This is a genomic window from Neobacillus sp. SuZ13, from assembly GCF_030123365.1.
Lineage (GTDB): Bacteria > Bacillota > Bacilli > Bacillales > Cytobacillaceae > Neobacillus.
This window is the reverse complement of the sequence record NZ_CP126107.1, coordinates 2,948,036-2,967,874: the sequence shown is the minus strand read 5'-3', so window position 1 is coordinate 2,967,874 and position 19,839 is coordinate 2,948,036. Positions and strand designations below refer to the sequence as shown.

Below are 19,839 nucleotides of genomic sequence, written 5' to 3'. Positions count from 1 at the left end.
AATTGTTAGGACGAAAGAGTCTGAATATACTAAATATTGTATTAGCCATTTTATTTAAGTAAGGGGACATTGCCATGAATGGACAGGTAAATAGTGATGTGGGCAAGAAAACAAGTTCCAATCGATGGGCAAGAACGGCAAAAATGTACGGTATTGGTTATATTGCAGCTCTTTTTACAGGTGTTATTTTTGGGCTCTTGTTAAGGTTAGTTATGGGAATCATTGCATATTTCTTCCCTCAACTAGCGAGTGGATTTCATTTCTCAGGAACACTGTTAATCGTAACACTCGGCATTGCTGTAACCTTAGCAAACAGTATTATTTACACATTTCTTTTTCATCGTTCAAGAAAAAGTTGGGTGGTTAAAGGTTTATTATTTGGTTTGTTCCTATTAATTATCTATGGAACTCCATTGTTTCTGTCCAATCCTGGCAATGAATTATTCGGTCCACAAGCACCGTTAGGAATAGCCCTATTTTCGGTATCATTTTTTATTGGATCTGTCATTCTTGCCTTACTGATTGAGTACCTTACAAAATGGTTCGACCAATCAAAGGTCAGACTGAAACTTGCCTACGTGAGCTTTGTGATTCTTTCTATCCCCGCAATAATAATGCTAGTAGCTATGTATGTCGAGATTGTTACCGAAATGCTGCCGAAAATTTTAAACAACTGACAAAATCGGTGGAACGGGAAAATTGAAAATGGGGCCAGACCCTCCGTGCGCTAAGTGTTAGCACGTTGAAGATCTGACCCTATCCTTGTTTGACTACCCTTTGATGTTTTCTATCAGTCTTTATGTTTTGTGTCTGTGTATTGTTTCCAAGCGGTAATCCCACCATCAAGTAATGTAACTTGGTAATCTTTTTTGGATAAAATTTCTGCACATTTTCTGGCGGAATTTCCGGTTGTACAGGTTATGACAATGTCGCTGTTTTTAGGCAAAGATTGCAGCTCTTCTTCTCCATTCTTATCAAGGTCAAAGATTATATTTTTAGGGATATTCTGATTCTCGATATTTGGATTTTCAATATGATAATCATTGTATTTTTCTTCAGCACGTACATCTAGGAGGAAGATTGGTTCATTATTTTGAAGTTTCTCATCAAAATCTTTGGGTGAAATTACTTTAATTGTCATGTTGAATACTCCTTTAATTATTGAATTTTGAAAAAGATTTTTTTCTATCCTTGTTTGATAAAACCCTTAAGGTATTGATAGAGTTCTTCTAATTCTTGCTCTTTTGCAACCACACAATTGGGATACTGTTTAATTTCAGGTATGCTTGTTATTTTGAAATCGTTAGGCGAAGGTAGTCCAGATGCACAGATCACCAAGTAATCCGCGTAGTATATCAATCCTGTTAGCGCTGACATTTTTATTGCCATTTGTCCCATTGCTCTCCCGGCGAACAAACCTTTCATCGCGCTTTTTCCGCCAGATCTTTCAATGATTATCTGATTCTCGTCAACCATTACCTTTGCTCCAGATTTAAAATCGAACGTTTTCATATATAATCTCCTCCCACTTTACTATAGTGGTTTTATTTTCCATTTTCAATAAAAAAAGCCCTAATTTTAGCATATTAGAGCTCTTTTACCTTATCGTACACACCCAATAAACCCTTTATATGACACATAGTCCTTGGTGCCCCAAATCCTTAATTTATTCTTCTTAGCTAGATTTTCATCTGTTTTATATAATTTAAGATATTTATAGGGTGGATCCATAATATAAGCCACACGTGCATAACCTTCCTTGATCAGCATTTCTTGAACGGACATTCCGTCCACATAAACATATGCTAGTAATCTGTCGTAGGAATCTCTTGACGGTCCCTCCTCCACCTCCAATGATAGACTTCCGTCTTTAACCAACTCGTTATTTCTTTGGAAAGCTTCCTCTGCAAATGGCTGGACGCACATACCTGGCCTTTTAGATTCAGGGGTATCGACCAATAAATAACGAACGGTCTCAACCTTCCCCTTTACTCTTGCCTTAATTGTATCCCCATCAATGGTTTCTACTAGTGTAATAGGAATTTGCTCACGAACCCTATCTACCACTTCTCCTGTATGCACATCCTTAGCAGTATGGTTGACAGGACTATTTTCACCTGTGATTGTTTCTAAAGGATGAACAGCAAAAAGTGATGCTGCTACAATGAAGGCTCCACCCGTTAATTTTTTCCTCATGTTCCACTCCTCCTTAGTTTCTCCCTTCTACTCTCTGGTTTTGCTGGTTCAAACTAGTCTGTTCAATACGTTCACTTGAACGATAATCAGACTCCATTTGAATAGCCAAGTTGTCAATTTGCCACATCGGGGTTCGCTCTGTGATTCTGCTAGTTCTTTATTCCAATTCCCTGAGATTTCATCCGCTCTCTTCTATATAGAAATAAAAAGCGAAAAAGGACAGGGTAGGTTAAAGCTTGAATGTTGATAGTTGATACCTCTCCGAATTATTGATAAAATCAGGATAAGAACAAACATTCGGCATTGGTATAGCCTACGATTATCTAAATTTGTTATGTAATCCTTATTCAACAGGGCAGAAGAATCAAAATCTGAATGATAAAAGGATGAAGAGTTATGGCTAATAACATAAAACAGAGAAGAATAATTTTAGATTTAGCAGTTACTTTAGATGGTTTTATTGAAGGGAAAAATGGAGAGGTTGATTGGTGCATTATGGACCCTGATATGGGGTTCACTAATTTTTTGAATCAAATTGATACTATTCTATATGGTAGAAAAAGCTACGAATTATGGGGACAATATTTTCCAAATAGTGAAAACTCTGATACCGAAAAGGAAATTTGGAAATTAGTTCATAGTAAAAAGAAATATGTGTTTTCCAAAACACAAAAAAAGACTGATAATCAAGCAATATTTATAAATGAAAATATTCTTGAAGTAGTAAATAAATTGAAGAAAGAGTCTGGTAAAGACATCTGGCTATATGGTGGAGCAAGTCTCATTACAACTTTAATAAATTTAGGGCTTATTGATGAATTTAGATTATCTATTCACCCTGTTGTTTTGGGAGAAGGAAAACCGATGTTTATTGATATAAAACAGAGAATAAATTTAAAAATGATAAATACAAGAACATTCTCGTCTGGCGTTGTGCAAATAATCTATCATTGGAATGGTGACTAATAATATCTCTCACCCAAAAGATAGGTTACAAATGGATTGATCGAAAATCTCCTCCCTCCGAGATCATTACAAGATTAGCTCAAGCAATATCTTATTTAAGTTAATTTAAAAACAAAAGAGCCATCAAAAGAAACAAGTTTATGTTTCATTTTGATAGCTCTTATTTTCATTGATTGTTGGGTTACTTATTCTGCACCCACAAGTGACCAGTCCTGTATCTTATTATGGAATCCGAATATCTTTGGCTCTCCAAATTTTACTTGTTTAGAAATGGCTGCAAAATCATAGTCTGAGTAAAGTGAAATGATTGGAACATCTTTCTCCCAAATCGCTTGCAGTTCATTATAAATTTCTTTTCTCTTTACTGGATCAGCTTCTGATTGTCCTTTTAACAGTAGCTCATCTGACTTTGGATTATTATATCTCATAAAGTTATAGGAACCAGCCTTACTATAAAGAGTTGATATTTCCGGATCCAAAGTAAAGGTAAAGCCCATTAATAACAAATCAAATTCTCCGGCTTTTCCTTTTTGCATGATGGTCGGGAAATCGTACGTTGTGACTTTAACCTTTACTCCCACGTCCTTTAGGTTTTGGGTAATAATATCGGCAGACTGCTCACGGACCTTATTACCGATTGGGACTACTAATTGAAGAGTCTGGTTAAAGTCCCAGCCAGCTTCCTTCAACAATTGTTTTGCCTTCTCCGGATCGTAGGTGAATTTTTCTAAATCCTTATCAAGGTAAGGACTGACCGAAGTATACGGCCCATCTACAATTTCCCCTTTTCCTTTTAATAGCTTATCTACGAATTTTTCACGGTCGAGGGCGTAAACAAGGGCTTGACGTACTTTGGCATCTGTTATTTTTGTGGTATTAAACATCATCGTTTGAAAACCAATCGTTGGCTCCTCTTTCGTTTTTACATTATTAAACTTTTCAACAGTTTCATAGTCCTGAGCCGGAATCTTTCCGATTCCTGCAGCAACGTTCATATGAAGCTCTCCAGTCTGAAGCTGGGCCACTAGGTTTGGAGCAGGCATAATTTTAACAAACAGACTATTCGTCTTTGGTTTTCCTAAATAATAGTCTGGATTGCTTACAAATTCCACATATTGATCCTTTTTATATTGAACAAACTTATAGGCGCCATTGGTGACAGTAGGTTTGGTGAAGAATGGATCCTTTGATAAATCAGCTGGCGCAATCTTCTCTAAAACATGTTTTGGCAGAATCATTAATTTGGAGCCCAGTTGTTCCTTAACCATATTCGGATCAACAGGTGTTTTCGTTTTAAATTCAACTGTTTGTTGATCGATAACCTTTACCGAAGGAATTTGAGTTTGTCCCTCTTTTAACTTGCCTGTTTCATCAAGACCATCAAAAACTGAGATATAGGTGCCGACAGTGGTTTCAACCTTTGGGTTTGCAATTAAGTTAAAGGTAAAAGCGGCATCCTCCGCTGTTACAGGTTTTCCATCCGACCACTTCGCATTCTTATTCAACTTGATTGTAAAGGTTTGATTATCGGTCGTTTCAAAGGAATCCGCCAATTTTGGGACAAACTGTTGCGGACCTGTCATTTCTAAGAAGGAATCAAACATAAACTTTTCAATAAATCCGGAAGCGATGTCCGAGGAATTAATCGTGCTGAAATTAATCGGCGGATTAACCATTCCCAGATACATGGTTTTGCTACCTGATGCTTGACCATTTGAAGCAGTCGAAGAAGTCTTGCTTTGCCCTGAGCATGCTGTTAAAGCCAATGATAAGACGATAGCGGATAAACTTACTGTTCTCTTTAGATAACCCATAATGTCCCCCTATTAAACTCTTTTTTTAAATGATTATTTTAAATTTTTTGGATCCATGGCATCGCGCAACCCGTCACCCATAAAGTTAATAGATAAAACAGCTAACAGAATCATCAAACCAGGAGGTAACCATAACCAAGGCTGCGTGGCTAATACGGTTAACGACTGGGCTTCATTCAACATATTTCCCCAGCTGGCCGTTGGCGGCTGTACTCCCATTCCTAGGAAACTTAAGGAGGCTTCTAAAATAATCGAAGAGGCGATTCCAAAAGTTGCATTGACTAAAATCGGTGCTAAACAGTTAGGTAATATATGTTGAAAGAGTATCTTCCAGGACGGTAATCCTAAGGCAACCCCCGCTTTCACGTAATCCATCTCTTTAATCATCAGGACGCTCCCTCGAACAATACGTGCAACCGACGGCCAGCCCAATAATCCGATGACAAGAATAATATTCAGGAGACTTGGTCCCATGATACTGACAAGGACAAGGATAACCATAAGATATGGAAAGGACATAAACACATCCGTTAGACGCATAATTACCATATCCACCCATTTTCCAAAATATCCAGCAACAGCGCCGAGGAGCGTACCGATTACGACATAAATAGCAACCGCTCCGATACCCACAGCCAAGGAGACCCTAGATGCATAAATCAATCTACTTAACAAATCCCGCCCCACTTGGTCTGTCCCCAATAAATGTTCGGCTGAAGGCTGATCTGCAAAGTCGCCGTTAACAGAATAAGGACTCTGAGGTGCCAAAAGAGGAGCGAATAACGCCATTAGAACGATTAAACTGAAAACAATTAGTCCAAAAACAGCTAGTTTATGTTTGAAAAACTTTTTTCTAATGACTTTTAAGTAGCTTTCCTCTTTTCCCAGCTCTTGTTTTACGTCGAGATTCGGATCATTGACTACCGGAATTCCTGCCATTTTAGTTGCTAGTGACACCTTAACCTCCTCCTTTCGAAAATTAGTTGTACTTAATCCTTGGATCCGCAACGGAATAAAGGATATCGGTTAGCAGATTTGAGAAAAGAACCATGAAAGCAGCCAAAAGGTTAATGGCCATTAACACCGAATAATCGCGTGAACCGATCGATTGGATGGTTAATTGTCCAAGTCCAGGCCATTGAAATATTTGTTCTGTGACCACAGCTCCTCCGATTAACAGAGGGATATCCAAACCAATGATCGTTATAATCGGGATGAGTGCATTTCTCAGCGCATGTTTATTCGTAACAATAAATTCACCTAAGCCTTTCGCTCTTGCCGTCCGTAAATAATCCTGTCCTAGTACTTCAATCATGCTAGACCTTACATAGCGGACCATACTTCCAGCGATTCCTGTCCCCAGGACGGTAGCAGGCATCATCAAATGCGATAACGTATCCGAAAATCCCCCAGTACCGCCAAGTGTATTCATACCGCCAGTCGGTAAAATCTGAGACATTATGGCAAAGACATAAATCGCCCCTAAACCCATAAAGAAGTGTGGAATCGATACGCCAAGAAAAGAAAAAGTAGTCGTCAAGTAATCGATCCATGAATATTGTTTTGTTGCACTTAAAATTCCGATTGGAATAGCAATAAGATAAGCAATGATTAAGGCAGATCCCATCAGGATAAGGGTTGGACCCAATCGTTCGAAAATCATATTCGTAACGGGTTCATAAGTGGAGTAAGAGAAACCAAAATCACCTTTAAGCAAATTCCCTAACCAATGCCAGTATTGAATATAGATTGGATCATTTAAACCAAGAGCTTCTTTCTTAATCTCTATATCTGCCGCCGTTACATCTGGACTTACATACATGTCGACTGGATTACCAGGTGCCAGATTAATAATTAAAAAGTTAAAGATCGTTACACCAAACAAGACAGGGATAGCGATCAGAATTCTTCGAATAATATACGGAACCATAGGATCCCTCCTCGTTTACATTAATGGAAAGTGACAAGCGGTTTGATGATGAAGACCGGTTAATTCCGGGGTTTGCACACGGCAAATATCTTGAGCAATTGGACATCTTGTATGAAAACTGCACCCTTTAGGAGGGTTGGCCGGACTTGGAACATCCCCTTCCACTAAGATTCGTTCCCTGTTGCGCAGATGCGGATTGGGAATGGGGTAGGTACTTAGTAAACCTTGTGTATAGGGATGTTTTGGCTTCTTAAAAATATCTTCTGTTATCCCAAGTTCAACAATTTTCCCTAAATACATGACGGCGATCCGATCACTAATATATTTGACCGCACCTAAACCGTGAGCAATGAACAGATAGGTAAGCTGAAACTCTTTTTGTAAATCCTTCAGTAGATTCAAAACTTGAGCCTGTATGGACACGTCTAAGGCAGAAACAGGTTCATCACAAATGATCAACTTCGGATTTAACATAAGCGCTCTGGCAATGCCAATTCGTTGCCTTTGACCACCGGAAAATTCATGAGGATAACGGCTTCGATGCAGCTTTGTTAATCCTACGATTTCAAGCATTTCATTTACTTTTCGGTCCACCGCCTCTTTATCTGCCAGTTTATGGGCGAGCAGTGGTTCTGAAAGAAGATCTCCAATCCGCTTTCTTGGATTTAAGGATGAATAGGGATCTTGAAAGATCATTTGCATTTTCGTACGGGTTTTTCTCAAGTTCAATCCACTGATATCGGATAAATCCATGCCCTCTAAAATGACTTTCCCTTCAGTAGGAGGGTCGAGTTTGACAATGGCCCGGCCCGTGGTCGATTTACCGCAACCGGATTCTCCTACAAGCGAAAGCGTTTCTCCTGGATAGAGGCGGAAATTCAAACCATCGACCGCTTTTACATGCCCGACTGTCCGGGGAATAATCCCTTTTTTAATAGGGTAATATTTTTTAAGATTATGAACCTCTAACAAGGGTACATCAGGCAGTGTTTTTATATGATCCTGGTTCGCCTCAACCGTTGAAATACTCATACATGGACCTCCTCGATCGATTTCGTTTTGGTCAGATTCGCTTCTTCTTCCACTAACCAGCATCTAACTTTATGAACTTTTTCCTTATTAATAGAAGAAAGAGGAGGCTTTTCCTGCAGGCATTTCTCTGTAGCATATGGGCACCTCGTGTGGAACCTGCACCCCTTTGGCATATGCTGTAAGGTTGGTACCATCCCTGGAATGGAATAAAGCCGTTTATGCTCTTCATATTCAAGGTGAGGAATCGACTTCATTAATCCTTTTGTGTAAGGATGCTTCGGTTCATCAAATAAGGTAAACACATCCGCTTCTTCCACCACTTGCCCTGCGTACATCACAAGGACTTTATCTGCCATCTCAGCGATCACGCCGAGATCATGGGTGATTAACATAATCGCGGTATCGGATTCTTCTCTCAGTTCTTTCATCAATTCTAAAATTTGTGCTTGGATGGTCACATCAAGGGCTGTCGTCGGCTCATCAGCAATGAGCAGCTTAGGTTTACAAGACAGGGCCATCGCAATCATAACCCTTTGTCTCATTCCCCCGGATAATGCGTGTGGGTATTCATTCATCATTTCTTCAGCCCGCGGGATTTTTACTTGCTTCAGCATATCAATGGCATATGCTGAAGCATCCTTCGTACTCATTTTTAAGTGAAGCTTGATCCCTTCAATCATCTGGTTACCAATGGTATAAACAGGGTTCAGGGATGTCATCGGTTCCTGAAAGATCATCGAGATCTGATTCCCGCGAACCTGTCTCATTTCGGCTTCTGTGAACTTATTTAATTCTTTTCCATTCATCTTGACCGAACCACTTTTTATGTAACCATTTTTCCCTAGCAATCTCATAATCGACAAGGATGTTACACTTTTCCCACAGCCAGACTCACCTACAATCCCAATCGTTTCTCCCGGCTCCAGATCGAAAGTAACCTCATCAACCGAAATCAATTCGCCTTTGTCAGCCATGAAAGCGGTTTGTAGATTTTCTACTTCGATTATTTTGTTAGACATCTTCTCACCCCTTGCTCTGCTTAAAATCAGGTAAATTCTTCAACTTCTTCTAACTTGGTTTTAATAAGCAGGTTCCTCAAGAATCTGTTCCACGTTCTCTACCGTATATTGATGAACAATGCTTAATAGTGCTTTCCCAGCATATATCATCGCTTTTTCATCAAAATCAAACTTTGGATGATGATGTGGGTAGGAGGCTCCTATTTCTTCATTCCGGGCACCCGTATGAAAGAACATCCCTGGTTTTTCCTGCAAATAGTAAGAAAAATCTTCAGCTCCCATGATTGGGGTCATGTCTACAAGCATGCCTTCATCTAAGGTATTTTTCACGATATCCTTAAAGACTTCAGTTTCACGCTCATGATTATACAGAGCCGGATAACCGTTGTTATATTCAATTTCATATTCAGCATGGAATGCGGAACATACGCCACTCACCATCGTTCTGAACTCTTCTTCGATTTGAACTCTTACGTCTTTGTCAAATGATCGGATTGTTCCGGTTAATTCGGCTGAATCAGCGATGACATTCGATGCATTTCCTGCATGGAAGGAACCGACTGATACAACGGCGGAATGTTGTGGATTCACGCGTCTGCTTACGATGTATTGGAGCTGGTTGATCATTTGTGCGCCGATTGCGATGGCATCAATGGTTTCATGCGGTGAGGATCCATGTCCTCCCTTACCCTGAATCTTGATTTTAAAGGCATCTGCTGCAGCCATTGTATAACCGCTTTTCACTAAATAAGTACCGAGTGGAGCACCGGATGCTAAATGTGTTCCAAACACCACATCCACTCCATCTAAACAACCATCCTCGATCATCGCGATGGCTCCACCCGGTGCTAATTCTTCCGCATGCTGGTGAAGAAGCACGACGTTTCCGGATAACTGGTGGCGATTCTCGCTTAACACCTTTGCAACCCCTAATAACGTCGCGGTATGGCCATCATGACCGCAGGCATGCATGACACCAGGTACTTTAGATTTATAAGGAACTTCCTTTTCATCCTGAATAGGAAGGGCATCAAAATCTGCTCTAAGGGCAATGGTCTTCCCCGGCTTAGCCCCCCTTATCAACCCCACTACCCCTCTTCCGCCAACACTAGTTCTTACTTCAATTCCAAAGTCAGATAAGATTTCTGCAATCATTTTAGGTGTGTCTACTTCGTGGAATGACAGTTCCGGATTTTCATGCATGTGCCGTCTCCACACTACCATCTGCTCGTACATTTCTTCCAATTGAAAATGCCAATCCTTCATCACAAAAATCCCTCCGTTACTATTTTTGATGGTACTAGATTACATTTGATGTTATTTAATATAACATGTAGCCCTTATGTCACTGAGTATAATGAAGAATCTTCCAAGCGTCAATCTACTATTCTGACAATTTAGAATATTATAATTATAAATTAAGCGCTTTCTTTCCCTTCCTTTTCATAAAGTAAACGGTTTCTATCTAACTGGAAAATTCTGTGTTAGATTTTCTTCCACAAAACAAAAAAGCAATGTTCTCTCAATCGAGATCATTGCTTTCTTTGTGAAACAGGATTATTTTATACCTTCTAGTTTCTCCTGTGAAGCGTTTAACGACTCAGGGAAGCCTAGAAGCATATATGCCATATGGACGATCCCGTTTTCAAAATCCTGTAGTCTGATAGATTCATTAGGTGCATGTGCCTTTGATCCGACCCACCCTACCCCTGTGCTAACGATTGGCAGCTGAAGCTGTTTACCGAATTCAAACATCGGACCAGTGCCAGCGGAGTTAGGGGCTAAAATCCCTTCCTTTTGGTACACTTTTGTGGCCGTTTCCATGACATGGGAAATAAATGGATGACTAAAGTCAGACCGGTAGGCCTTCTGCCCATTTACAAGGGAAACCTCGATATCATTAAATCCGTGTTTTTCTAAATGGTTTTGAATACAGCTACATATATGGTCTGGATCTTGGCCAGGTACCAAACGACAATCCACTTTCGCCTTGGCTACTTTAGGCAGAACGGTTTTCGCCCCTTCTCCAGTATATCCACTTATTAATCCACAAATGGTCATGGTAGGATGCAAGACCATTGCGTCCCTTGGGTCTTGTCCTTTTGCTGCTGTAATAAGCGGCCTTTTTAATCCGTATAGGGTCGAAATAGCCTCTTCATTGAACGGCAGGGCACTGACAGCCTGTTTTACTGCTTCGGAAGGCTCTTCTATGCCGTCAAAGAAACCTTCTACTAAAATTTCATTTTGCTGATTTTTCATAGAAGCAAGTGCCTGGACTAATCTCCATGCCGCATTATCTACATACGCTCCGACAGAAGAATGCATATCAATATCTGCACCAGCACAAGTCAGCTCTAAGTAAGCCATCCCCTTTATGCCGGCCACCATGCTGATTCTGTCTTGTTCATCCTTTCCACCAAATTCCCAAATACAGGCATCAGCTTTGAAGAGATCACGATATTTTTCAAGGTAAGGTGTTAGATTCGGCGAGCCAATTTCCTCTTCACCTTCAATTAAAAACTTGATGTTGCAGGGCAATCCTCCCTGCGTCTTTTGTAATACCTTAATCGCTGTTAATCTAGCAATCAAATCTCCTTTATTATCGGCAACCCCTCTAGCGAATAATTTCCCCTCCCTAATCGCAGGCTGAAAGGGTTCAGAGATCCATTCATCAAGTGGTTCGGGTGGCTGCACATCATAGTGGTTATAAAAGAGTAAAGTTTTCGTCGAATCACCATTCCTTCCTGCTGGAAAAAAACCATAAATGACGGGGTTGCCGCCTAAATCATCAAGGATCTCGGCTCCCCCTTTTGCCTCTTCAATCATTTTCACAACAAAACGGACCGTTTCCGGAATAGCTGAATTTTGTGCTGAAATAGTCGGGAATGTTAAATATTCCTTTAACCATTCGATTGCACTGGCAATAGATTCTTTGGTTTCATTTCTTAAATCGGTTAGATTATGATTTTTCATAGTAAATCTCCTTTCGGGAACTAGTAGAATTATTTTTTATAAAATCAAGATTTCTAAATAGATGGGACAGGTGGCTTGAGCCCGTCTGGTAATGGAGACACATAGCCCCCTTTTTGTTTTATTTCGTTCTTGAATTCATCTTGTGCCTGGGCGACCAAACTAGGATTCTCTATTAATTCCACAACACTTAGACCTATCACCTTAGCGGCTGTTATCATTCCTTTTTGGCCAATGGTCGATCCTACGGCGACAACATTTTGCCAAGAATGCCCTGGTGTCCCAATTGGGGCACATGCCGTTGTAAATTGTGCGGTCGGGATGTTCCAAGATACATCCCCGACATCTGTAGAACCTGACATACATTTTCCTTCATCGTAAGGTTCGATCACCTCATCATGCATAATTTTGTCCAGTAGATTATTAGGGGCACCCGATGTTTTTACAACTACTTCCTTCATTCCTTGATCAAAGGAATCGGTCAGTTCCTTTGCTAATTTCATATCGTGTTCATCAAAGGATGGGGCTCCCACTTTTTTCAGGTTATTCAGTAAAACTTGTCCTAGAACTTTATTCGGGAGCATATCGTAACATCCTGTAATAAAATCAATCGTATAATCCGTTCCAGTCATTAAGGCGGCGCCTTTGGCAATATTGATCAATTTCTCATAGGTTTCGACCACTTCTGAGCGGTGTGGTGCTCGTATGTAATACCAAATCTGAGCCTTGTCTGGAACGACATTAGGTGCACCTCCACCATTTGTGATTGTTGAATGAATCCGTATTGGATCGATTAAATGCTCACGTAAAAAATTGACGCCAATGTCCATTAGTTGAACAGCCTTAAGAGCACTGTTCCCAGCTTCTGGATTGGCAGCTGCATGAGACGATTTCCCATAAAAATTAAATTTGACCGAATTCATCGCTAAAGAGCGGCTTGCCCATAATGAATTTAATGAATTTGGGTGCCATGTTATACTAACATCCGCATCGTCAAAAACATGATCCCTTGCCATAAAAACCTTTCCAACTAGGGTTTCTTCCGCAGGACAGCCATAGAATTTAATGGTTCCAGGAATTCCTTCTTTCTCCATCCATTTCTTTGCCGCAATTGCACCTCCAGCCGCAGCTACTCCATAAATATTATGTCCACATCCATGCCCACTTCCTTCTGGAATAATAGGCTCTTTAGTTGCTGCTAGTTTTTGAGAAAGACCTGGTAATGCATCATATTCACCTAATATCCCAATGACAGGCTTTCCTTTCCCCCACGTCGCAACGAATGCGGTTGGCATACCTGCGACACCCATTTCAATGGAAAATCCCTCTTTTTCTAGTTTTTTCGCTAACAATTTAGAGGATTGATATTCTTGGAGTCCAAGTTCAGCGTAATTCCAAATTTTTGTCGACCAATCTATTAATTCCTCTGCATGATCATCTACCCAACCTGTTACCACATTATTTACTTTCACTTTTTCAATGAATTTGGTCATCTTTTCATCTCCTTCATTTTCTAAGTCAAAAATTCCTTTCCGAAGATTCATCTGATTGGTTAAGGTAATGGTATTGGTTTAGCAACTTCAGATTTTATCCATTAAGCTCTCTTCACCTCCTCTGTATTTTTTTAATAGCTTATTCAAATTTAAATAATTTTAAATATTCTGTAAACTACTCTGTGAAGATACTTAACACTCTTTTTCCTATTATTACCTTCACTACTAATGCCAAAGAGTAAGGATGCACTAGTTAGTTCATCCTTATTACTATGTAATTCGTACATGTACGGCTAATAAAATAAAAACTCATCCTGTTGGTGAGTTTTTTGGTTCACATCATAATTTTAGTGTTAACTCAAACTACATTTTCGACAAAATGAATAAAGTCGTTTCAAGAACTGTTTTACTATATTCGAAAATTTCAATTTAAATTCTTTGAAAATCGGTACCGATGGTAAACTTTCATATCTCACCTCTACTCTTAACCACCTAACGCAAAATGGAAGTCTCTCCGATTGCGAAGAAGACTTCCATTTTCGTTAAGGTATTATCGTTAGAGTGTCAGGCATCGTTTAGGGTTATTTACCAGTTAGTGCCGTTATGCATTCGCTTCACCTAATCCATATAATTCATTAAGCCCTGTATTCATGGAGATACTGACACTTCTCAGACATTAAGAATCCTCCTTTAAGGATGACCATGCGAAAGCTGGGAATTTCCTTCTTGCCAAAGTCCGCAGTCCAGAAAGAATTGAAAGACAGGGCTTTGGTTGAAATTCCCTTTCCGCAAGTTGATAAGCTAAAGAGAGACTTATTTAATGTATAAGGAAGATCCTTTCTCAAATCCTGTAATTAAGAGATTTATAGATATTTCTCAACAACTATTATCAGAGAATCCCAGCTTAATCTGATAGCGAAAAATATATATAATAATATTGAATCTGAAACTGATTTTTATATATTGGAATTTATTCACGAAGAGTGTGCAGACACTATGCTGCCAGACGAGCGTTTTGAATTTGAGTATGTTGACAACGAAGCTACCTTATCTAGCTTTATTGCCGATCTCAGATGGGCTATTGAAGACAAATTCGATGTTGAATTTTTTGATTAACGAGTCAGAAGCTTGCGACTGGGATAATCCAGCTGATGTAGAAGTACTTTAAATATCCTAAAAAGTGTACGGTACACTTTTTAAAAATTGTGTAGCCAGTTGATGGATACCATGAAAAAGCTAAGAGTATATAAGGAAAATGGCGAATAAAGAAAGCAAAAATTCAATACCTGTTGGTATGAGTACTTACTCAAAAATGCTTTACGAAGATTTAATAAAAATAGAAGATAAAATTTTAGTGATTGACCCTAAATCAGATTTGAATAGAATAAGCAAAAACTAACTTGAATATTACCGTCACCGCCTTTAAGGCGGTCAGGCTGTCGAAAAACTTTCGATAGCCTTTTATTTCACCTATTTCCTTTAACATTTCACCGCGTTAATTTGATATAATATTATTTAATATAAATACTTTTCAATATGTCTGTTGATTGGCGCTCCAGGCACTTCGCTTTCCGCGGGCGTGCCGGGGAGGTATCATTTTGTTCATATGAAGCTATTAAAGATTGTAAATCTTAGGGGAAGTGGTATATCAATCTAAAAATAGAAGTTCTAATCCATTTCAGGTAATTCTTCAGGCAATTCGAAAAACCATATTCTTTTTTACAAGGATCTTTATGTGTTGAAAAGAATCTTAATTAGGGCGGAACCAACTACTTACTGATGTATTTTTACCATGAATATGCCAAATGATATTACTTGAATTATCAACATTATCGTCTTTTAATCCATACTTGCTCCAGGCAGTCCTCCACTGCAAATCCTCGTAATTATTATTATCTTTAATAGTAAGTAAAATTTGGTATGCTTTTTGACTAAATGCAAATGTCATAGGCATTCGATAGTTATTATTTGGAAAATGACCACCCAGACTTTTGTAATCACCTTTTGCTAAATGGTAGTTATTCAGTTGATAACTTATTTTTGAGCTTAATATATCACATTGATGTGTCTCAAAATATTCAACTACAGTTTTCACATAATCCTTTTTATAAATATCATCGTCATCAATTTTAATATATAGATCATATGGTTCTGGACATTGTGATATTGTCGTCATTGCATTTGTATGGGTCCTTGAATTTTTCTTGTACTGAATTTTAAATCGATCGTCAAGGATATCATCAAATATAATTTCATAATCTTTAACTTCGGATTCATTATCAAACATAATGCTGATTGAATGAGTAAAATTTGTATACGACTGGTTTTTCATATTAAGTATACTTTGACGAATCATGTAGGGACGTTTATACGATGGTGTAAATAACAAAACCTTCACTTTTTTATACCTCCCTTAACAAGTACACTGCAATTATATTATTTTATACATCACAAATGAAAAGATTTGGATAACGTATTTCGGTTTTTGAGAAAATGTATTTATGATAGATGCGGTTCTTTTATCCATTCTCCTTCTACGGAACAAGCCCAATATGTTAGTTTGTCTCCCGATTGACAAACCAGAATTGTCCTGCCGTCCTCCAACTGATCAAGCAGGATAGGTTCGACATCTTCCTGAGTAATTAGTATTGGGCCATGCCATGGATATCCTCGTTTTTCATTCTCTCGCCACCAAAATCCAATACCGCCCCTTTCTAACTTGCATGCTGCCTCAAAATTCCCAGAGCGATTCCCATGAAAAATGGGAATATCCTTTACCCCTTCAGCAAATGTTATCGTTCTATTCCATCTTTTTGTTACTCTATTTTCCCAATAGTGGGTTAACGTATTACCTGACCGTACAATTAGTTCTTTATTGCCAAATTTACTTCTAATGGGCAGCGAAGGCGCAAAATTTGACTCATCTTTTTCATACCAAGGGTAAATCTCGTCACGATATTGTTCAATCATGCATTTATAAGCCAGCTGTTTAATCAACCTTCGTGATTGATCGTTCTTAAGGCGATGAATTGGATGGCACAACCCACTAAACTTCTTGCTATTTAAACAGTCTATTATTTCATCCAGTTTAAAATGTGGACGATACCGTATGAGATCCGTGTCACTTACGTATGGATATTTTTTCATTTTAAACCCTAATTCGTGTGCGATATTGACAAAAAATATTTCGTCAGAACCAAAAGATATCGTTTCTAACAGAGCATTTTTGTATTTTTCCTTTTTACTCGGTTCCAGAATTGCCTTAACCAATGATCTTTTCATCACTTGACCAACATTAAATACACCATAATACGGATCAAGCCTGAATAATTCTTTCCATCTATCAATATCTTTTCTTAGTTGTTTTCCAATAAACCAATTATGTCCAGGTATCCTTAGTCTAACGGCCATGTAATCTGCATCTCTCATTTGTTCGGATATGATGTTCTCATATCCGTCCTTAATAAATAAAGCATCGGAATCTATATTAATAAAATATTCATAATCTATTCCCAGTTCCTCAATCCATTCCATTGTCTCAAGAAAATATATAGTTGTGTATCCATACTTTAATTTTCTACTGGATGGACACGCAGGTACACCTAAATCATCGCATAGGGATGGATCTCCCCCTCCATTAAATAAAACGAATGTGCTATTCGGACAAAAAAATCGGACATTATTGATTAGTTCCTTAATAAGCTCACGATTATTATGAACAAGGATGGCAAAACAAATTTTGCTTTTTGGTTTTTTAGTAAAGTACTTATATTCCTTTTTAAGGGTCTGCTCTCTTGTTACATTTCCATTCTGGAGTGAATTTACTTTTGAATCATTTTCATTCATGATCATTCACCTCATATAATAAATGAAAGGATAAAGGGAGAAACAATCGACCTTTTTCCAAATTTATTAATAAAAAAGGGAAATTCCCTTATCATTGATGATTCATATTTTTTGGGTATTACTTGTTTGTTAGTTATGGACATTCTATTGTTTGCCTAAAATTTCTTCAATCTTCGCAATTAATTGTTCTACTCTTTTATTAGTAGTATGTTGGGTTTGGACAAATTGATAACCCTGGTCCGCAATCCTATTCCTTTCGTCCTCGTGTTCTAAATAATATTCTGCTTTTTCGTAAAAATCATGTTTCGTAATACTAACATAATGTTCACCAGGAATAAACCCCAAATCATCAAGGTCTTTAAGTTGTGGAGCAAGCAATAAAGTTCTGCATCCCGGAACTTCAAAATATTTCATTACCGGAAACTTTCTTCTCGTTCCACAAGTAAAAAAGATTTTTGCCCTATTTATTTCCATTGCATATCTTTCAGTTACAAAAATTTTAGCCTTTTCGTCTTCCATATATTTTCGATATCCGGGATGGGGGTGATAGACAAATCTTGGATCTTTTTTAAATTGCTTAACTATTTTTTCTCTCAAGGGATAACCGCCATTTACAGCCCCCATTAGTAACATATCGATTTCCTTTGGTAAACCATAATCCTTAAAGATTTCACTATTAATATGGTGAGGAAACCAACAGAGTCGATTTTTAAATTCAGGATATATTTTTTTGAAAATCCGCTTGTAATTAGAAAAAATGTATTGAATGTTATTGGAATTTATATATTCTCTTCTTTTTTCAATAAATCGGTGTACATCCTCAATAAAAATCCCAGCAGGAATACTAATATCTGATAAACCGTAAACTACAGGTTTCAAACTGCCCCCAATATCATTTTGAATAAGAATAAAATCAGGTGTAAAAGGTATATACTTTAAAATATCCTGTATATGTCCAGAATCTCTCCAAATGGCTAAATTTGTTTTTTGGGATAATTCTTTCTCAACATGGTAAAAGCTCTCATTGAAAGTATTATGTTTTGTATCTTTACCTATCAGAAGTAGATTTAACATTAAATAAGCCACCTTTTTCGTTAATCCATCCATTATAGTATGTTAATAGATAAAATATGTTCCTCGAAATATTTTTCTGTTTTCGCAACAATCTCTACCGAACAAATTTCCAGGTTTATTCATATGATAAGACGTTCATCAAACAAAATTATCTATAAAATTAAGGGAGAGCTAAGAGATGAAAATAGCACTTCTTACAATGTTTAATGGCTTAGATAGTTCGTATTCCTTGGTAAATGTAGTAGCGGAACAGGTTCGAATGCTTCTTGATGCAAATATTGAAACCAGAATTTTAGTAAGTGACATCTGCCCGCTAAATAAACTTTATGGAATTTTCCTAGATAAACGAATTAAATGGGTGAAAATATGTAACCATCTTGAAGGGAAACAAATGCATTGGAAAAACTACATTCAGTCAGATGGTGAGGTCCATGATACCTTTTTTAAGGAGGCAGATGTGATTGCAGAGGACTTAGTAAAAAAATTAGCAGATATTGATATCTGTTTTATGCATGATATTCATTACCAGGGGTGGCATTTACACCATAACATCGCAATTAGAAAAGTTCAGAAGAAACTGCCTAACCTTAAATTCCTGGCATTTACCCACTCCGCGCCTGTTAAACGCCCCCCAAACCCGAAATGGCCTTTCTCTGCCCGATTTACACCAATGCCTAATACTTTGTATATTTATCCAACACAATCTGGTATTTCAGCCTTGGCAAAACAATACAATGTTCCTGAAGATCGTTGTAAAGTAGTAAATAACAGTCTTGACCTACTAGGTTTTGTAACAGAGGAAGTAAATCTATTATCAAAATATATTGATTTGCTGACTCCGGATATTTTAGTTGTCTATCCTGGTCGTTTAACGAGGGCAAAGAAATTTGATAAAGTTGCTGCTCTATGCGGAGCAATAAAAGTAAAAACAAGCAAGTTTGTCAAAGTAATATTCTGTGATACATTCCCAAAGTTAGATACTTCTCCAGAGGCCTATAAGGAATTTGTTCGCTCTATTGGGGTAAATTTTGGTTTAAATAATGGAGATTTATTATTCACATCAGATATAAAAGAATTTAATAAAGGGCTCCCAAGAAAAAGTGTATTAGAACTTTTCACACTTTCAAACTTATTTATATGTCCCTCTTACTCAGAGTCTTTTGGTTTAACTGTCCTGGAAGCAGCAAGTAGAGGGAATTTTCTTGTTTTAAACGAACAGGTGCCGGCTTTAAATGAACTCGGAAGCCAATTGGATGCGTACTTTATGAAATGGGATGCCAAGAATTTTGGATTTAATACTCGTGAGATTTATCGTCCTTCAGAAGAAGCTTATCTTACTCAACATGCTGACAAAATTATCAAATTGATGGATACCAATTCAGTTATTCATGCAAAAACAATCGCAAAACAACGGTATTCTCCAAAGTGGATCTGGAAAAATCAATTGGAACCGATTATTCAATCTTTATGTTAAATTGCTAAACTGAACTAAAAAGAAA

At 38.0% G+C, this 19,839-nt stretch carries 18 protein-coding genes; 4 read left to right on the top strand and 14 right to left on the bottom strand.

The features are described from left to right. Positions 1-74 precede the first annotated feature (74 nt). The gene (locus QNH17_RS14475; protein WP_283879323.1) at positions 75-677 is read left to right on the top strand and encodes a hypothetical protein; all 603 of its coding nucleotides are present in this window, start codon (positions 75-77) and stop codon (positions 675-677) included. A 113-nt stretch (positions 678-790) separates the two neighbouring features. Here QNH17_RS14475 and QNH17_RS14470 read toward each other — a convergent pair whose 3' ends face one another. The 3 genes from QNH17_RS14470 to QNH17_RS14460 all read right to left on the bottom strand — a co-directional run bounded on the left by QNH17_RS14470 (position 791) and on the right by QNH17_RS14460 (position 2,196). Further along, on the bottom strand, positions 791-1,141 hold the full coding sequence (locus QNH17_RS14470) for a rhodanese-like domain-containing protein (protein ID WP_283879322.1): 351 nt from the start codon (positions 1,139-1,141) through the stop codon (positions 791-793). Between the two features lie 44 nt (positions 1,142-1,185). After that, the gene (locus tag QNH17_RS14465) at positions 1,186-1,512 is read right to left on the bottom strand and encodes a hypothetical protein (protein WP_283879321.1); all 327 of its coding nucleotides are present in this window, start codon (positions 1,510-1,512) and stop codon (positions 1,186-1,188) included. A gap of 90 nt (positions 1,513-1,602) precedes the next feature. Then, positions 1,603-2,196, bottom strand: coding sequence for a thermonuclease family protein (locus QNH17_RS14460; RefSeq protein ID WP_283879320.1), 594 nt, complete (start codon positions 2,194-2,196; stop codon positions 1,603-1,605). Between the two features lie 396 nt (positions 2,197-2,592). Between QNH17_RS14460 and QNH17_RS14455 the strand changes: the two genes are divergently transcribed. Next, on the top strand, positions 2,593-3,162 hold the full coding sequence (locus tag QNH17_RS14455) for a dihydrofolate reductase family protein (RefSeq protein ID WP_283879319.1): 570 nt from the start codon (positions 2,593-2,595) through the stop codon (positions 3,160-3,162). A 185-nt stretch (positions 3,163-3,347) separates the two neighbouring features. Here QNH17_RS14455 and QNH17_RS14450 read toward each other — a convergent pair whose 3' ends face one another. The 8 genes from QNH17_RS14450 to QNH17_RS14415 form a co-directional block, all read right to left on the bottom strand. Continuing rightward, positions 3,348-4,976 carry an ABC transporter substrate-binding protein gene (locus tag QNH17_RS14450; RefSeq protein WP_283879318.1) on the bottom strand — a complete coding sequence of 543 codons (1,629 nt, stop codon included), beginning with the start codon at positions 4,974-4,976 and terminating at the stop codon, positions 3,348-3,350. A gap of 33 nt (positions 4,977-5,009) precedes the next feature. Next, entirely contained in the window at positions 5,010-5,915 is a 906-nt protein-coding gene (gene opp4C / locus QNH17_RS14445) for an oligopeptide ABC transporter permease (protein WP_283879507.1), read from the bottom strand. 40 nt (positions 5,916-5,955) lie between these two features. Further along, complete coding sequence (locus tag QNH17_RS14440; protein WP_283879317.1) at positions 5,956-6,906, bottom strand: ABC transporter permease; 951 nt, start codon at positions 6,904-6,906, stop codon at positions 5,956-5,958. Between the two features lie 15 nt (positions 6,907-6,921). Beyond that, a complete protein-coding gene (locus QNH17_RS14435; protein ID WP_283879316.1) occupies positions 6,922-7,938 on the bottom strand; it encodes an ABC transporter ATP-binding protein in 1,017 nt (338 codons plus the stop codon). Then, positions 7,935-8,957, bottom strand: coding sequence for an ABC transporter ATP-binding protein (locus tag QNH17_RS14430; protein ID WP_283879315.1), 1,023 nt, complete (start codon positions 8,955-8,957; stop codon positions 7,935-7,937). The genes QNH17_RS14435 and QNH17_RS14430 overlap by 4 nt, the downstream gene beginning before the upstream one ends. Positions 8,958-9,017: 60 nt before the next feature. Next, positions 9,018-10,226: a M20 family metallopeptidase gene (locus QNH17_RS14425; RefSeq protein ID WP_283879314.1), complete on the bottom strand. Its 1,209-nt coding sequence runs from the start codon at positions 10,224-10,226 to the stop codon at positions 9,018-9,020. 288 nt (positions 10,227-10,514) lie between these two features. Further along, the gene (locus QNH17_RS14420) at positions 10,515-11,930 is read right to left on the bottom strand and encodes a M20/M25/M40 family metallo-hydrolase (RefSeq protein WP_283879313.1); all 1,416 of its coding nucleotides are present in this window, start codon (positions 11,928-11,930) and stop codon (positions 10,515-10,517) included. 53 nt (positions 11,931-11,983) lie between these two features. Continuing rightward, entirely contained in the window at positions 11,984-13,420 is a 1,437-nt protein-coding gene (locus QNH17_RS14415) for an amidohydrolase (RefSeq protein WP_283879312.1), read from the bottom strand. 1,255 nt (positions 13,421-14,675) lie between these two features. Between QNH17_RS14415 and QNH17_RS14410 the strand changes: the two genes are divergently transcribed. Next, positions 14,676-14,819 carry a hypothetical protein gene (locus QNH17_RS14410; protein WP_283879311.1) on the top strand — a complete coding sequence of 48 codons (144 nt, stop codon included), beginning with the start codon at positions 14,676-14,678 and terminating at the stop codon, positions 14,817-14,819. Positions 14,820-15,170: 351 nt separating this feature from the next. Here the strand turns inward: QNH17_RS14410 and QNH17_RS14405 are convergent, their stop codons facing one another. The 3 genes from QNH17_RS14405 to QNH17_RS14395 all read right to left on the bottom strand — a co-directional run bounded on the left by QNH17_RS14405 (position 15,171) and on the right by QNH17_RS14395 (position 18,340). Then, a complete protein-coding gene (locus QNH17_RS14405; protein WP_283879310.1) occupies positions 15,171-15,818 on the bottom strand; it encodes a glycosyltransferase in 648 nt (215 codons plus the stop codon). 101 nt (positions 15,819-15,919) lie between these two features. Continuing rightward, entirely contained in the window at positions 15,920-17,266 is a 1,347-nt protein-coding gene (locus tag QNH17_RS14400) for a hypothetical protein (protein WP_283879309.1), read from the bottom strand. Positions 17,267-17,410: 144 nt separating this feature from the next. After that, positions 17,411-18,340 (bottom strand): glycosyltransferase, encoded by a 930-nt coding sequence (locus QNH17_RS14395; protein ID WP_283879308.1) that lies wholly within the window; start codon positions 18,338-18,340, stop codon positions 17,411-17,413. 178 nt (positions 18,341-18,518) lie between these two features. On the opposite strand from QNH17_RS14395, the gene QNH17_RS14390 reads away from it, so the two are divergent. Continuing rightward, complete coding sequence (locus tag QNH17_RS14390) at positions 18,519-19,814, top strand: glycosyltransferase (RefSeq protein ID WP_283879307.1); 1,296 nt, start codon at positions 18,519-18,521, stop codon at positions 19,812-19,814. Positions 19,815-19,839: the final 25 nt, after the last annotated feature.